14 protein-coding genes are annotated in these 15,383 nt (G+C 39.0%); 13 read left to right on the top strand and 1 reads right to left on the bottom strand.

Annotated features, from left to right (window positions below; genetic code table 11):
• Positions 1 to 284: 284 nt before the first annotated feature.
• From AUF14_RS16520 to AUF14_RS16485, 8 genes are all read left to right on the top strand, one after another.
• Positions 285 to 2,249 (top strand): BglG family transcription antiterminator, encoded by a 1,965-nt coding sequence (locus tag AUF14_RS16520; RefSeq protein ID WP_102866186.1) that lies wholly within the window; start codon positions 285 to 287, stop codon positions 2,247 to 2,249.
• 2 nt (positions 2,250 to 2,251) lie between these two features.
• Positions 2,252 to 2,716 carry a PTS sugar transporter subunit IIA gene (locus AUF14_RS16515; protein ID WP_016179053.1) on the top strand — a complete coding sequence of 155 codons (465 nt, stop codon included), beginning with the start codon at positions 2,252 to 2,254 and terminating at the stop codon, positions 2,714 to 2,716.
• 23 nt (positions 2,717 to 2,739) lie between these two features.
• Positions 2,740 to 3,048: a PTS fructose-like transporter subunit IIB gene (locus AUF14_RS16510; RefSeq protein ID WP_016179054.1), complete on the top strand. Its 309-nt coding sequence runs from the start codon at positions 2,740 to 2,742 to the stop codon at positions 3,046 to 3,048.
• 102 nt (positions 3,049 to 3,150) lie between these two features.
• On the top strand, positions 3,151 to 4,251 hold the full coding sequence (locus AUF14_RS16505; protein ID WP_016179055.1) for a PTS fructose transporter subunit EIIC: 1,101 nt from the start codon (positions 3,151 to 3,153) through the stop codon (positions 4,249 to 4,251).
• 96 nt (positions 4,252 to 4,347) lie between these two features.
• A complete protein-coding gene (locus AUF14_RS16500; RefSeq protein WP_102866185.1) occupies positions 4,348 to 6,678 on the top strand; it encodes a formate C-acetyltransferase in 2,331 nt (776 codons plus the stop codon).
• 17 nt (positions 6,679 to 6,695) lie between these two features.
• Positions 6,696 to 7,478, top strand: coding sequence for a glycyl-radical enzyme activating protein (locus tag AUF14_RS16495; RefSeq protein ID WP_016179057.1), 783 nt, complete (start codon positions 6,696 to 6,698; stop codon positions 7,476 to 7,478).
• A gap of 65 nt (positions 7,479 to 7,543) precedes the next feature.
• Complete coding sequence (gene alsE, locus AUF14_RS16490) at positions 7,544 to 8,221, top strand: D-allulose 6-phosphate 3-epimerase (protein WP_102866184.1); 678 nt, start codon at positions 7,544 to 7,546, stop codon at positions 8,219 to 8,221.
• A 265-nt stretch (positions 8,222 to 8,486) separates the two neighbouring features.
• Positions 8,487 to 8,954: a GyrI-like domain-containing protein gene (locus AUF14_RS16485; RefSeq protein ID WP_102866183.1), complete on the top strand. Its 468-nt coding sequence runs from the start codon at positions 8,487 to 8,489 to the stop codon at positions 8,952 to 8,954.
• Positions 8,955 to 8,975: 21 nt separating this feature from the next.
• Here AUF14_RS16485 and AUF14_RS16480 read toward each other — a convergent pair whose 3' ends face one another.
• Positions 8,976 to 9,773 carry a MurR/RpiR family transcriptional regulator gene (locus tag AUF14_RS16480; RefSeq protein ID WP_102866182.1) on the bottom strand — a complete coding sequence of 266 codons (798 nt, stop codon included), beginning with the start codon at positions 9,771 to 9,773 and terminating at the stop codon, positions 8,976 to 8,978.
• A 180-nt stretch (positions 9,774 to 9,953) separates the two neighbouring features.
• On the opposite strand from AUF14_RS16480, the gene AUF14_RS16475 reads away from it, so the two are divergent.
• The 5 genes from AUF14_RS16475 to srlA all read left to right on the top strand — a co-directional run bounded on the left by AUF14_RS16475 (position 9,954) and on the right by srlA (position 15,378).
• Positions 9,954 to 11,402, top strand: coding sequence for a glycoside hydrolase family 1 protein (locus AUF14_RS16475; protein ID WP_102866181.1), 1,449 nt, complete (start codon positions 9,954 to 9,956; stop codon positions 11,400 to 11,402).
• Positions 11,403 to 11,671: 269 nt separating this feature from the next.
• Positions 11,672 to 12,472, top strand: a complete 801-nt coding sequence (locus AUF14_RS16470) for an SDR family oxidoreductase (RefSeq protein ID WP_102866180.1) — start codon at positions 11,672 to 11,674, stop codon at positions 12,470 to 12,472.
• Positions 12,473 to 12,492: 20 nt separating this feature from the next.
• Positions 12,493 to 14,340 (top strand): BglG family transcription antiterminator, encoded by a 1,848-nt coding sequence (locus AUF14_RS16465; RefSeq protein ID WP_227656371.1) that lies wholly within the window; start codon positions 12,493 to 12,495, stop codon positions 14,338 to 14,340.
• A gap of 1 nt (position 14,341) precedes the next feature.
• Positions 14,342 to 14,824, top strand: a complete 483-nt coding sequence (locus tag AUF14_RS16460; protein ID WP_016179064.1) for a transcriptional regulator GutM — start codon at positions 14,342 to 14,344, stop codon at positions 14,822 to 14,824.
• Positions 14,825 to 14,826: 2 nt separating this feature from the next.
• Positions 14,827 to 15,378, top strand: a complete 552-nt coding sequence (gene srlA / locus AUF14_RS16455) for a PTS glucitol/sorbitol transporter subunit IIC (RefSeq protein ID WP_016179065.1) — start codon at positions 14,827 to 14,829, stop codon at positions 15,376 to 15,378.
• Positions 15,379 to 15,383 lie beyond the last annotated feature (5 nt).

Here is a 15,383-nt window from a genome sequence, read left to right as displayed (position 1 = left end):
AAAATTGAGGTAAAGAATGAGTCTTGTAGATATAAATGTTTTTAGTTAGATAAGATTAGGATATGAAAATATCGTCGGACTAAAATTATTTTATAAAACAACGATAACTTGGTTTTATAAAACGTAAAACTAATATGCTTTAACTGTGAGATTGTATTATACGAGTGTTCGCTATGAATAATAATTGCGACATTAATACGGAAGCAGGATGTGTTATACATAGAAAAAGCCATGTGATATATTTAACTAAAGTTGATAAGCGCTTACAATTTGGAGGAATAATTATGGAGGGAATGAATACAAGACAGAAGAAATTGATTCGATTACTTGTTCAAAATGATGAGTATTTAGCAATATCTTTTTATGCGACGAGACTTTCTAAGTCAAATCGTACAATCTATTCGGACCTAGAAAAAATACAAGAGGAGCTAACAAAGCTTCCTATTAAAGTCAGCATCGATAGAAGGCCAAGGAGTGGAATCAAGTTACTTGGAAGTGTCACAGAGAAAATGTCTTTGTTGGAAATTCTGGACGAGGATGTTCATGAATCTATTTATCTTGAGCCCGTTGAACGGCAATTTGAGATTAGCAGGATGTTGCTTGTCGATGGGAAAACCGTGACACATCAAAAATTAGCAGATAAATTTCACGTGAGTAGTAGTTCAATTTCTAATGATTTAGAAAAAGTGGATGAAAGCTACCCAGTAACAGTCGTTTCTTCGAAAAGGGGTACTTATATCGAAGGGAGTGAGGAGGAAATTCAACGAAGCCTTTTCCGATTTTGTGAAAATTACTTAAACATTAAAGGCTTTGGCAGTGAACAATTATTGGATACAAACGGGCAAGAATTTTTATCAGGTCTTTTTTCAGTACAGATTGTGGAGGCTGTTTTCCATGAAATTGATCGGATTGAGAGATTCTCTGATTACACGATTCCGGGACAATATAGAAAATCAATTATTATAAGTTTAATTGTCTTCTTCTTCAGATTAGGCTTAGGAAAGCATATTCTTTCAAAAAAGGAATTCCTGTTTGACCAGATCCAGTCTCTTGATACCTATTTTTTAGCGAATGAAATAATGGAAGCAATCTCGAAGAAAATACAGGTAGATTTTGACGATCAGGATCTATCTTATATTAATCGTCAGTTAGTAGGTTATGGCATTAAGCTGGAAACATCTACAGAACAAACCTACAAGAAATATGAACCTATAATTAATAAAATCATTCGAAATATGAGCGAGATCATGCATGTAGATTTTTCCAAAGATACGGCCTTGAAAGAACATTTCTCGCAGCATTTTATTCCAATGATTTACCGACTAAAGATGGGAATCGAAACAACCAATCCACTGTTAGCTGAAATAAAAAGTCAATATGCTATCATCTTCAGTTCAACCTGGTATGCGATGGGAAATGTGGAAAGCGAGTTGGGAGTCCACTTTAATGATGATGAGGTCGCATTTTTGGCGATGTATTTTCAAGTGTCACTTGAAAAAAGTCAGCATGGGAAGAAAATACTGATTGTTTGTCCAACTGGTGTAGGTACTTCTGAATTGATTTATAGCCGAATTAAGCGTGTGTTGCCAGCTCAAGATACAGCAGAAGTTACCACGATTCAAAATCTTTATCAAAGTGATTTAGACAGCGTCGATTTAATTATTTCATCTGTCAATTTAGATAAAATTGAAAAACCAATCATCAAAGTTTCTCCACTGATTACGCAAGAAGACATCAAGAACATTTCCATCCTTTATTCGGATTTCTTTTTTAATGAAGAAAGTAAAGCGACTAAACCAAAGGCGGAAACATTTCCATTTCTTAAAAAGGTCATCGATAGAGAATATATATTTACAAATCAATTTTTTGAAAATAAGGATTCTTGTTTAGATTATATGATTGATATTCTTGAAAAAAATAATATAGTTAGCACAGAATTTCGAAACGAGGTTTTTGAAAGGGAAAAACTGGGGGAAACGGCTCTAGATACAGGTGTGGCAATTCCCCATGCAGCGCCGCAGAATGTTTTGAAGTCTAAGGTTTTCATTTTGACTTTGAATCGTGGCATTGTTTGGGACAATAAGAGAGTTAATTATATTTTGCTTATTTGCATCTCGAAGGACGAAAAAAAGTTGGTTAAAGGGGTTATCACGGATATTCATAAATTAGTGGAATCCGAAGAAAACGTAAAATTTTTCTTTAATAAAACGCGTCCAGAAGAAATTTACCGCAAAATTTTAGGAGGATAACTATGACAAAGGTCATTACGGAAAATTTGATTGATTTGAATATTGAGGCAGAGGATAAACTTGGCGCAATCAGAGTTTTATCTAATAGAATTGAAGCTGCTGGCAGATTATATGATGGTGATGGTTATTTAAAAAGTGTTATTGAACGAGAAGAATTAACAACAACTGGTATAGGTTTTGGAATCGCGATTCCACATGGTAAATGTCCACATGTGAAAGAAACAACGGTTGCTTTTGGGCGATTGACCAATTATCTTGATTGGCAAAGCCTAGACGGGCAAGAGGTTGGGTTAGTATTTCTTTTGGCTGTCCCAGAGGAATGCAAAGGAGATCAGCATTTAAAAATTATTGCTAGTTTATCGCGAAAACTGATTCATCAAGATTTTAGAGAAACGCTTCAAAATGCAAAGACGAAAGAAGAAATTGTGAATTTACTAAACGGGACCTTAGCGGCGGTTGTCGCTTAATAATAAAAAAGGAGAGGAAAATGATGAAATTAGTTGCAGTAACAGCATGTCCTTCGGGCGTAGCACACACGTATTTGGCAGCAGAAAGCTTGGAAGTGGCTGCTAAGGAAAATGGTGTGGAGATTCACGTTGAAACACAGGGCTCCATCGGTATCGAGAATGAATTGTCTTCAGAGCAGATTGGCGCAGCAGATGCCGTTATTTTAACCAATAATATCGGAATCAAAAATGAAGAAAGATTTATTGGTAAACCAGTAGTCAGGGTCAGTGCAGGAGATTGTATCAACAAAGCAGGCGCAATTGTGAAAAAGTTGCAAGCAAAACTTGGATAAAAGAAATAAGCCTTCTCCACAAAGGCTCATCTCTTTTAACAAAAAACATTTGACATAAGTATACAACTTTTCACTCCCAAAAAAAAGTAAAGGGGTATTAAGATGAACGATTTAGTGAAGATTTTAAAGGATACAAAAAAGCACCTAATGACAGGTGTTTCATACATGATTCCTTTTGTTGTAACTGGTGGTGTAATTCTTGCTGTTTCAGTATTGCTGAGCGGTGAAACGGCTGTACCAGATGCTGGGGCACTAGGTAAGATTGCTCAAATCGGTGTTGCTGGATTAGGACTTATGGTACCTATTTTGTCCGGATTTATTGCTTTTTCAATTAGTGATCGTGCTGCTTTGGCGCCGGGAATTATTGGAGGGTATCTTGCGAACAGTATCGGTGCTGGTTTTATTGGCGGATTAATCTCGGGGCTGCTTGCCGGGATTGTTGTTTTCTATTTGAAGAAAATCAAGGTACCATCCGTTCTCAGATCCGTCATGCCAATATTTATCATTCCGTTAATTGGTAGCTTAATTGTTTCAGGAATTGTTCTGTTTATTATTGGTGAACCAATAGCCGCGCTTATGAAGAGCTTAACTGGTTTTTTAGAAGGTATGGGTACAGGAAATATCGTTGTATTAGCATTTGTATTAGGAGCAATGAATAATATCGATATGGGAGGACCGATTGGCAAAGTTTCCTATGGCTTTGGTACAGCGATGTTATCCAACATTGATCCAGCTACTGGGTTGCCGACGGAATCATCATTAATGATTATGGCAGCTGTTGGCGTATCTTGCGCGATTCCAGCGATAGCTTGCGGATTATCAACATTAATTTTCAAAAAGAAATTTACACCTGAAGAACGTGAAGCCGGGAAAGCTTCATTGATTATGGGTTTTGTAAGTATTTCGGAAGGAGCCATTCCTTTCGCGGCGACAGATCCATTCCGAGTAATTCCTTCATTGGTTGTTGGTGGCGGAACAGGTGCAGTTATCGCGGCACTTTTGGGGGCAGGAAATCCGGCTCCATGGGGTGGCTTAATTGTAGCGCCAGTAGTGAATAATCCTTTTGCTTATGTATTAGCTATTGTAGTAGGAAGCATGATCGGCGCAGTACTCATGGGCGTGCTTAAAAAGGTGCCAAGTGCAGAAGAACAAGCAATCCAAACAGCCGATGAGGATATTGATTTAGATATCGAAATTATGTAACGAAAATAGCCAGTATGTCTAAAAAAGGTGTACTGGCTATCATTCTAAAACTTATCAATAAATATCCGATTTAGCAGGAAAGGGAGTTAGAGATGAATGATAAACACCTTACAGTGCAACTTTAATAGTATTGATTTGGACAGAATTAAAACTCTAAAAAACGACATGTTGAATCCAACTAGAGAAATTTCTTTAGAAAGAGCGCTGCTGTATACAGAAAGCTATAAGCAGACAGCTGGCATGAGTGTGATTTTAAAACGAGCAAAAGCGGTAGCACATATTTTAGACAATGTAGCAATTTCGATTCGTGAAGGAGAACTGTTAGCTGGCAATCGGACAGTGAAACCAAGAAGCGGTATCGTTTCACCTGAAATGGACCCGTATTGGATTTTGAAGGAGATAGATACAATCGATACACGTCCTCAGGATCAATTTCATTTTTCTGAAGAGAACAAGAAAATTTATCGTGAAGAGCTGTACTCTTATTGGCAAGGAAAATCCATGAAGGATTTTATCACGAAAAAAATTGATCGTGATATTCAAAAGTCGATTGATGAGGAAGTCGTCAGCTTGAACCAAACGGACAAAGGGCAAGGTCATATTATTTTGGATTTTCCAACTGTTTTAAGGTATGGAATTGGTGAATATTGCAAAATTTTAAAGGAGAAAATCGCAGATAATCCTGAAAATGAGTTTTTAATCGCCGCCTTGATCGTCTTTGAAGCTTTTTCACGACATTGTGTAAGATATGCAGAGTTGGCAAAAAAATTATCGGAACAAGAAACTTCGGAAAAAAGAAGAGAAGAGCTTTTGGTTATTTCAACTATGTGTACCACATTAAGCAAAGAAAAACCAGCGAATCTCCAAGAAGGGTTGCAGCTTGTTTGGTTAACCAGTATTGCCGCCCAATATGAATCCAATGCTTCTTCGATGTCGTTAGGTCGGATGGATCAGTATTTGTTTACTCTTTATCAGCATTCGATCGAAGAAGGCTACACAAAAGAAACTATCTTCAGCTATTTGATCGATTTCTTCATTAAGACAAATGATGTTGTTATTTTACGGAGTCAGCAAAGTGCCAAGTCATTTGCTGGTTTTCCGGTAGGCTACAATATTGCATTGGGCGGACTTGATTCATTTGGTCGTTCAGCAGTGAATGAGCTTTCCTATCTTTTTTTAGAGGCTTACGAATATGTGAAAATGCCGCAGCCAAATCTTTCAGTAAGAATGAACGAGTTGATTCCGCAAAAATTTTTGAATAAAACCTGCGAAACGATTCGTATGGGAACAGGAATTCCACAATTATTCAACGATGAAGTGTGTGTACCAGCGTTTCTAAGTAAAGGTGTTTCATTAGAGGATGCACGAGATTATGCGATTGTCGGCTGTGTCGAAGTGACGATACCTGGTCGTACCTACGGGCTTCATGATATCGCGATGTTCAATTTCTTACGAGTGATGGAATTGACAATGTATAGCTTCAAGGGTGATGAGACGATTACTTACGATAAGCTTTATCGCCGAATGAAGGAAAGGATTTCTTATTATGTAGAGCTGGTCACTCGAGGATCAGATATCGTTGATTTAGGTCATAGAGAATTTGCGCCAACACCATTTTTATCTTCGTTAGTGATGGATTGTTTAGAAAAAGGACTAGATTTAACAGAGGGCGGAGCACGCTACAACTTCTCAGGTATCCAAGGAATTGGACAAGCAAATTTAAGTGATTCGATGTATGTGTTGAAAAAAATGGTTTTTGAAAACAAAGAAATTACGTTTGAGGAAATGCTTGAAGCTATGGAGAATAATTATGAAGGAAAATATGCTGATCTGCAGGAGCATGTCATTAATGATTTTGATAAATACGGCAATGACAATGACGAGATTGATTTTGTAGCAGCTGATATGTTTAAGCATTACGCAGTGGAATTGGACAAATACACCAATATTCGAGGCGGTAAATTTAATCCCGGTGCCTATACAGTTTCTGCTCATATTCCACTTGGTGAGGCAGTTGGCGCAACTCCAGATGGACGGAAAAAACAAGAGCAATTAGCTGATGGCGGTTTATCGGCAATGGTTGGTCGAGATCGCTTAGGACCAACCGCAGTGTTAAAAACTGTCAGCAAGCTAGACAATATGTTGATGGTTAATGGAAGCTTGTTAAATTTGAAGTTTCAGCCTAACACATTGAAAGGAAAAGAAGGGATCGAAAAATTCGCCAATTTTCTGCGTGCTTATACGAAATTAAAAATTCAGCATATTCAGTTCAATGTTCAAACAAGAGAAACGCTACTTGAGGCACAAAAAAATCCAGAGAATTACCGTGGTTTAGTAGTCAGGGTAGCGGGCTACTCCGCATTTTTTGTTGATTTAAACGAAAAAATCCAAAACGACATCATCGCTCGGGCGGAACATGTTCTCTAAGAAAGGAAGCTGTTTTAGTGACTAAAGGATTGATATTCAACATTCAGCGATATTCGGTTCATGATGGAAGCGGAATAAGGACAATTGTTTTTTTGAAAGGCTGTCCATTGTTTTGTCCGTGGTGTAGTAATCCAGAGTCACAAGGTCCTGTTCAACCAATTGAATGGCTAAAGAATGGTAAAAAAGAAATTATCGGTAACTGGATGAGTGTTGATGAAGTTACAGAGGAAGTATTAAAGGATGAAATGTTCTATCGGACTTCGACTGGTGGCGTAACATTATCTGGTGGAGAAGCACTGGTTCAGCATGATTTCATCTTTGAGCTATTGAGAGAGCTGAAGGATCATGGGATTCACACTGCGCTAGAAACTACTGGCTGTACGAAACCCAAAGTTTTAGAAAAATTATTTCCTTACTTAGATCAAGTCCTTTTCGATCTAAAAATTATGGACAACGAGCAACTTAAGAAAACGATCGGTGCAAACCTCAATTACGTCAAAGAAAACTTTCGAATGGCTTCTACTAATTCTAACGTTGAGTTGATTGCACGCGTCCCTCTCATTCCGGATCACACAACAAGTGTGGAGAACCTGAATCAAATTATGGATTTTTTATATGAATGTAGGATTGAAACGGTCCATTTGCTGCCATTTCATCAATACGGTAGTAACAAATACAACTATTTAGGCTGGAAGTATTCGATGGAAGATGCTCAAATACTCTCAGCCCAAGAGTTAGACGAAATAAAAGAGCTATTCATTTTGAGAGGGATTCATCCAATCGTTGAAGGGCTTGCGTAAGAATCTTCGTCTACTTTTTAGCTGAAGATGTAGTTCAAAAGAATAAAAGAACAAGGAGAAAACGCATGAAGGTAAAATTTTCGCCATCATTAATGTGTATGGATCTATTGAATATTGAGAAAGAAATCAAAATTTTAGATCCAGAATCAGACTATTATCATGTAGATATTTTAGATTGGCACTACGTAAAAAATATGTCACTGGCACCTTGCTTTATGGCTGAGATAAACAAAATTTCAAAAGTTCCTCAAGATGTCCATTTATATGTAGATAATTTAGATGTGGATTTGGTTGATTTGTGTATTGCTAGTGGTGCTGAAATCGTGACTATGCCGCCAGAGATCATTGAAAAGATGGCCTTTAGACTGTTTAATCATATTCATCAAAGAGGTAAAAAAACCGGCATTTTCATTAATCCAGCTACACCTCTATCGGTGATCTTGCCCTATGCCGAGCATATTGATCGGCTTTTGATCATGACTGTCGATCCCGGTTTTGCTGGGCAAGCGTTCATTGATGAAACTTTAGAAAAAATAAAAGAAGCAAAAGAATGGAAAGAAAAATACGGCTATCACTATGAAATAGCGGTTGACGGCTGTTGCAATGAAAAATACTATAAACAGCTATACGATGCAGGAACTGAAGTATTCATCCTTGGCGGCAGCGGCTTGTTCAGTAAGAGTAAAGACACCAAAGAAGCCATTGCGATAGCGAAGAACTATATTGAGGAAGCGACAAAATAAGCTCACAGTTATATCATTAAGTCTTTAAAATTTAAGTTTAAGAGCAATAAAACGATTATGAAAACGAGTTAAACGAATCATTTTCCTATAATTATTAATAAAGCTTAGAAACTGAAAATATTCTTTGGTCCAATCATTAGTAAAGATGATTGGATCTTTTTTCTATTCGATTGATGATAAAATGGATTGAGGAAAAAAGGTTATAGCGGAAAAGCCATTCGGTTAATCAGGATTATTAGGATATAAAGGAAAGGTTGATAACAAGGTGGAAATTCAAATCGAAAAAATGGAAGCGTTCCGATTACTTGGGAAAGTCGAAAAACAATTTGTTAAAAATGTTCGGGCAGATGAATTTTGGAAGTGCTGCAACCAGGATGGGACTTTGGAGGAATTGATAGATTATTCCACATCGCAGAATAAGGAACTTATAGGATTGGCGGATGGCTCTTCGTATGATGGAGCGAGCTATCAGTATTATATCGCGACTCCTTTTGATGGCGAGGAAATTCCAGAAGGCTACGTAATGAAGACGATTCCGAAAAGTACATGGTTAAAGGTTCAAAGTCCCAATGCGGGTGGATTCATTGATCAGGAGATATGGTCAAAAATATATTCAGAGTTTTTCCCAACAACGACCTACGAGCCAGCTGAATATCAATTAGAGGTTTATCCAAATGGGGACATGAAAAAAGAATCTGAGGTTTGGATTGCTGTTCAAAAACGCGGGAAATAATCGTTAAAAAGCCTCTCTGGATTATTTCTGTCCAAAGAGACTAACATATCGACGGATCACGTAATCGAAAAAGAAGGTTAAGGGGTAGGTTCCGATTTGCACGTAATTTTGGCTAGTGACCTGAATGGTCTGGGTAAATAAATTTGTAAGTGTATTTTTTGTATTTTGTGTAATAAAGATCGACTGAGCGGAACTATTATTAATTAAGCGCGTCAGTTCAGGGTCCTTCGTCAGCAATGTTCCATAAGAAGAAATAAGAAGGATCAAGGCGTCTTGATTCAAGCCTTGAAGTAGTTCCTTTTGCAAGGGTTCGGTTTCACCAAGATAGAGAATTTTTCCGCTGGAAAGAAAGGACATCTGGACTTCCTTGGCGATCTCCAAAGTAGCACCATAGCCCATCAAAACAACTTCGGGAGCCTCATGGATTTTTTTGAGCAGCTGATCAATTTCAGGAATATCGATGGTTTTCAGCACGTCTTGGATCGAGGTAATGATTTCCTCACTGTAATTTTCTAGATAAGTTCGCGGGTTTCTTTGGATTAGCTGGTATTGCTGCTCATTCATCCGTAAGCCGTTGTAAGGAGGCATGCCAACCAAATGAGCCAAGGTTTTCCTCAGTTCATTAAAAGAGGAAAAATCAAAATGACGACTGAAACGGGTCAGCGTAGCCGGCGAGACATAGCATTTATCGGCAATTTCAGAAATCGTCAAGGATTGTACCTCTTCTGAATGAGTCAATAGGTAAATAATGATCTTAGAATAGCTGGTTTCTTTTCCATGGATATTTAAATAGGTTAAAAAGTCTAAGAGATTAGACAAGGTTAGGCACACTCCAATCAAATCAAATCATTCATTTTCATAAACATGAAAATGGCTAATGCAGAATGAAAATGGGTCCTATCACAAGAAAATCTACTTCGGTTTTCTTGTGATAAGATAAAGGAAATCAAGTATAACAATTATACAATAGACTTGAATAGAAAAGGAAGGATGAAGAGCATGAGTGGATTTCCTAAGGACTTTTTATGGGGCGGAGCAACGGCGGCCAATCAATTTGAAGGCGCTTTTTTAGAAGACGGCAAAGGCTGGTCGACCGCTGACACAGCCCGTTATATTAAAGAAAATGGTACAAATATGCATGGCATCACCAAGCCAATGACCACTGCGGATGTCAAGGCAGCGATGGCGGATAAGGAAGGGATTTATCCTAAACGGTATGGGATCGATTTTTATCATCGCTATAAAGAAGATATTGCCTTATTTGCTGAAATGGGCTTTAAAACCTTTCGATTATCGATTTCTTGGCCGCGAATTTTTCCAAATGGCGATGAAAGTGAGCCGAATGAGGCGGGATTGGCTTTTTACGACGCTGTTTTTGATGAGCTGTTGAAATATGGTATTGAACCGCTTGTTACAATTTCACATTATGAATTTCCGCTGGAATTAGCCTTCAAACAAAATGGCTGGGAGTCTCGTGAGACGATCGCGGCTTTTGAAAAGTATGCGCGGGTTCTTTTCAACCGGTATAAGGACAAGGTGAAGTATTGGCTGACCTTCAACGAGATCAATATTATCGGAATGACTGGGTATTTAAGCGGCGGGATTTTGGCCGATAAAACAGACAACATGCTGCAGTCGCAATTTCAAGCGACTCATCATCAGTTCGTCGCAAGCGCACTAGCTGTGAAGGCGTGTCATGAGATTATTCCGGATGCCAAGATCGGTTGCATGCTGGCTCGCATGGAGGATTATCCAGATACCTGCAATCCGCTGGATGTGATGGAAAGTATTGATAGCGATCATACCAATCTGTTTTATTCGGACGTTCAAATTCGCGGGTATTATCCTAGTTATATGAACAAGTTTTTCCGCGATAATAAGCTTACAATCAAAAAAGAACCCGGCGATGACGCAATTTTGCGAGAAGGCACGGTTGATTATATGTCCTTCAGTTATTATATGAGCAGTATTGCTACCCATGAAAAAGATGGAGAAGAAGTAGGAGGCAATTTATTAGGCTCTAAGAAAAATCCTTATCTAAAAGCCAGCGACTGGGGCTGGCAGATTGATCCTGTGGGTCTAAGAATCACCATGCATAAGCTGTATGATCGTTATCAAATTCCTTTATTCATTGTTGAAAATGGTCTAGGGGCGAAAGATGTTGTAGAAGAAGACGGTGCTATACATGATCCATACCGCATTGATTATCTCCGTGATCACATTAAGGAGATGGAACAAGCCATCGATGAAGGGGTTGAGCTAATGGGCTATACACCATGGGGCTGTATCGATCTAGTCAGCGCAAGCACGAGTCAGATGTCTAAGCGTTACGGCTTCATCTACGTTGATTTGGACGATGAAGGACATGGAACATTGAAACGTTCGAAAAAAGATTCCTTTGATTGGTATAAAAAAGTCATTGCCACAAATGGGGCGGATTTGACTTAATTGCCATTATAAGAGAGAAAAAATAATGGAATAAGACATAATAAATAGCACGCATAGAAGATGTTGATCATTTTCTATGCGTGCTATTTTTGACGTAGAAATTAAGATTCCTAGAAAGCTCCACAAAAACAGCGCCAGTTGTGCTTCCTCCTTTTCAGGCACTCTTGAATTAGTTCACGTTTTTTTATGCGGTTCATAAAAAGACCGTATTAATTTTGTGAATGAAGGGTTCTATACTTTGGGTGTATTAAAAATAGGAGGAACGTGTTATGACAGATTGGTTAGACATTGCAGGCAAAACGGTGATTGTGACAGGGGGCTCATCAGGTATTGGAGCGAGTATCGTCACGGAATTGCTGGAGGTTGGTGTGAAGGTAGCGAACTTTGATCTCAAGGAAGGCAAGCAAACACATGAAAATCTTCGCTTTTTTGCGACAGACATTTCATCCAAGGAACAGGTCGAGGCAAATGTAGCAAAAGTAGTAAAAGCGTTTGGAACCATTGATGGGTTGGTCAATAATGCAGGAATCAATGTACCACGATTATTAGTAGATGGAAAACAGCCCCATGGCGAATTTGAACTATCTGTAGATGTTTTTGACAAAATTTGCGGGATTAATCAAAAAGGCCTCTTTTTAATGAGTCAAGCAGTTGCTAGAATCATGGTAGAAAAGAAATCAGGTGTGATTATCAATATGTCTTCAGAAAGCGGATTGGAAGGCTCTGAAGGTCAAAGTGCTTATGCGGCAACCAAGGCTGCAGTGAACAGCTACACTCGTTCATGGGCGAAGGAGCTGGGCAAACAGGGAATACGTGTGGTCGGGATTGCTCCAGGGATCATGGAGGAAACAGGCTTACGAACTCTCTCGTACGAAACAGCCTTGGCTTATACTCGCGGAATCACCGTTGATGAATTACGTCAAAATTATAGTAAAACCACCACCATTCCATTAGGAAGAAGCGGCAAGTTAAGTGAAGTGGCAGATCTAGTATGCTACTATCTATCTGACCGAGCAAGTTATATCACTGGTGTTACAACCAATGTCGCAGGTGGTAAAACAAGAGGCTAAGGTGAAAGTGGGGTAATATGATGGCGTTGGTGAACCGTTGGTATCAAGTATTGCAGCATTTTATTACTCAAGATCGACTAACTCTAGAGGAGCTAGAGCTGATTACCAATACAACTTCACAAACAGTCAAAAAGACGATTCAATTACTAAATGAGCAAATGGAACATGTAGGTAAAATCGTGGAAGTCTCAGGTGTTTATCAGCTGAAGGTGATTGATTCAAAGCAATTTGAGGTAGTGATGAACGGCAGCTTAAAGCAACAGATGGATTTTAATTCAAGCAGTAAACGCATGGCGGTATTAATTGATTGTTTTATGAAACGACAGGATTACGTGATGATTGATGATTTGTCAGAACTTCTGGGGGTCAGTCGTTCAACGGTAAATAAGGATCTGCGGAATTTGAAGCAGCTGCTGCAGGAATTTAACATTTCATTAATTGGAACCCCTAACAAAGGACTGCTGCTGCAAGGACAAGAAGCGGATCTGCGGATGCTGTACTTGCATCATGCCTATGATTATTTAGAATATCTCAGCTTAAGTGAGACGATTTTATTAGTAATCGAAGAAATATCAATCACGAAGAAGCTGGATTTTCGCACTGCCGGCTTATGGAAAAAAGTCATTGGTTTAACCTTGGATCGAATTCAAGGGGGGAATACATTACCGACTGCGATTCCGTATTACGTAAATTATTTCAGTGATGATGCACAAGTAGAAGAGCTGCGGGTGACGATTGAAGAAAGCTACAGCGTGACCTTAAGCCAGTTTGAATTTGACTTTCTGTGCTTTCCTTTGAATATTTTCAACAATAACATAGTGGATGAAGAAGTAGCGGACAATTCAATTGTTCATCAGCTGTTTAAAGGCATGATGACGACCATTCACGAGTCAGTCATTATCGCTATTGATGAAGATCAGCTATTTAAAAATTTGCGAGCGCATTTTATGTTTTTACTTAATCGAATTATTTTTCGCGTACAGACAGCTGATATCTTCGGACGTGATTTTCGTACGAAGCACGCATTTGCTTGTGAATTAGCAGAGATCGGTATTCGTGCATTGGCAGATGTTTTGAACAAGCCGCAGTGCAGTGCAGAAATTCCTTATTTGGCCATTTATTATGAGTTAGCACTTAAGGCAGATACCAGCGGGAAATTTAAAGAAATTGCGATTGTCTGCAATACCGGAAAAGGAACGGCTTTGATGCTGAAGCGTCAGCTAGGCAATGTACTGGGGCCGAATATTCGGATCGCTCATTATTCAGAGGAAGAATATCAAACGAAGGATTTGAATCGCTATTTTGCTATTTTTACAACGATTCCGCTAAATAAAACCAGCGTTCCTACGACGCTGATTAAGCTGACGGATCTTTTTAATGATAATTGGCTTTTAGGCGAGTGGAAGCGGATTATTGCATCAAAAGCGGCTTCATTTGAGAACATTCATTTTAATTTTAAGACACTGGACAGTCAAAAATCATATGAAGAGAACTTATTGCTAATGCTGAATCAGCTTGAAGCTGAAAAGTGGATCGATGGCGCCTTTAAATCCTATATCCTGCAGAAATCGCAGGAGGAGTCGGCGGTCATTGAAAACGGGATTGCGTTTCCTCATGGTATTAATAATCAAAGTGATCAGATTATTGCCTTTATTGGTTCGTATCCTGAAAAACCGTCAATCGAAGAAATTGAGCTGGTCTTTTTAGTCGCTATTCCAGTCGATTTAACGATGGAGGCCGAAGACGAGCTGTTGAGTTTCTACGATACCATTTTTACCATATCTTCCAGTCCGAGCCTGCGTAAAAAGGTAAAGGAAGTCGTTTCTAAGGAAGAATATACACAGCTATTAACGAAAGGGGAAGTCTAAGATGAATATCTTTTTTTTAGGCGCTATTGCTCTTGTTGCTTACATTGTTCAGACATTTTTAGGCTTAAAGCAAATTAAAAATTTCAATATGGTATATGGACGGATGCGAAGAAGAGGCAAGGTGGCTATCGGCAGACGACCGGGAAAGATTGCTTCAGGGACACTTCTTTTGTTTGCTGTAGATACGACAGGAAAAATCGGAGAGGCAGAGATGATGCAAGGAACATCAATCTTGGCTCGCTTCAAACCTCGCCCGCAATTCATCGGCTTGGATATTCATGAGCTATCTGCGGATCATCCAGTCTTATTGAAGGAAAATAAATTGACTCGTCAAGCCGCGATGAACGCGCAAAAAGTCTATTTGGAAGTTGAAAAGGGCAATTATCAAGAAAGTCAGCCAGTTTCACCAGCGATGAACGTAGGGCTGAAAGTAACGATGCTAAAACAAGCAATTCAGACAAAATTTACTAAAAGGAGTGTATAAAAATGGATTTTCTAATTAAATTCGCAGAAGGCTTCATGGGCCTTTTCCAAACAGGTGCTGAAACATTTATCAGCTGGATGACGGGGATCGTCCCGGTTGTCTTACTATTAATGGTGGCAATGAATACTCTAATTGCCTTTCTAGGAGAAGAACGAGTAACAAAGGTCGCGCAGGCTTCTTCTAAAAATCCCTTTACCCGCTATTTGATTTTACCGTTTCTGTCAGCCTTCATGCTGGGGAACCCGATGTCCTTTACGATGGCTCGTTTCTTACCAGAGTACTATAAACCAAGCTACTACGCGTCGCAAGCACAGTTCTGTCACACAAGCAACGGAGTTTTTCCTCATATTAATCCTGGCGAACTGTTCGTATGGATGGGGATCGCTCAAGGGATTACGGCACTAGGCTTGAATTCAATGGAACTAGCGATTCGTTATATGCTGGTAGGAGTTGTTATGAACTTTATTGGCGGCTGGGTCACAGACTTTACGACAGCTTTTGTTTGCAAGCAGCAAGGCATTGAGCTGAGTAAAGACGTACGAACAGTAGAGTAGAGGAG

The sequence above is a fragment of the Enterococcus avium genome, assembly GCF_002891025.1.
GTDB classification, from domain to species: Bacteria; Bacillota; Bacilli; order Lactobacillales; family Enterococcaceae; genus Enterococcus_A; species Enterococcus_A avium.
The sequence above is the reverse complement of the archived record's forward strand: the minus strand, read 5'-3'. Positions and strand labels throughout refer to the sequence as shown.

Coding starts and splice junctions, on each gene's coding strand:
- AUF14_RS16510 (WP_016179054.1), top strand. CDS start 2,740: ATGAAATTAGTTGCAGTAACAGCATGTCCTTCGGGCGTAGCACACACG.
- AUF14_RS16470 (WP_102866180.1), top strand. CDS start 11,672: ATGACAGATTGGTTAGACATTGCAGGCAAAACGGTGATTGTGACAGGG.
- AUF14_RS16460 (WP_016179064.1), top strand. CDS start 14,342: ATGAATATCTTTTTTTTAGGCGCTATTGCTCTTGTTGCTTACATTGTT.
- AUF14_RS16475 (WP_102866181.1), top strand. CDS start 9,954: ATGAGTGGATTTCCTAAGGACTTTTTATGGGGCGGAGCAACGGCGGCC.
- AUF14_RS16465 (WP_227656371.1), top strand. CDS start 12,493: ATGGCGTTGGTGAACCGTTGGTATCAAGTATTGCAGCATTTTATTACT.
- srlA (WP_016179065.1), top strand. CDS start 14,827: ATGGATTTTCTAATTAAATTCGCAGAAGGCTTCATGGGCCTTTTCCAA.
- AUF14_RS16520 (WP_102866186.1), top strand. CDS start 285: ATGGAGGGAATGAATACAAGACAGAAGAAATTGATTCGATTACTTGTT.
- alsE (WP_102866184.1), top strand. CDS start 7,544: ATGAAGGTAAAATTTTCGCCATCATTAATGTGTATGGATCTATTGAAT.
- AUF14_RS16500 (WP_102866185.1), top strand. CDS start 4,348: ATGATAAACACCTTACAGTGCAACTTTAATAGTATTGATTTGGACAGA.
- AUF14_RS16515 (WP_016179053.1), top strand. CDS start 2,252: ATGACAAAGGTCATTACGGAAAATTTGATTGATTTGAATATTGAGGCA.
- AUF14_RS16505 (WP_016179055.1), top strand. CDS start 3,151: ATGAACGATTTAGTGAAGATTTTAAAGGATACAAAAAAGCACCTAATG.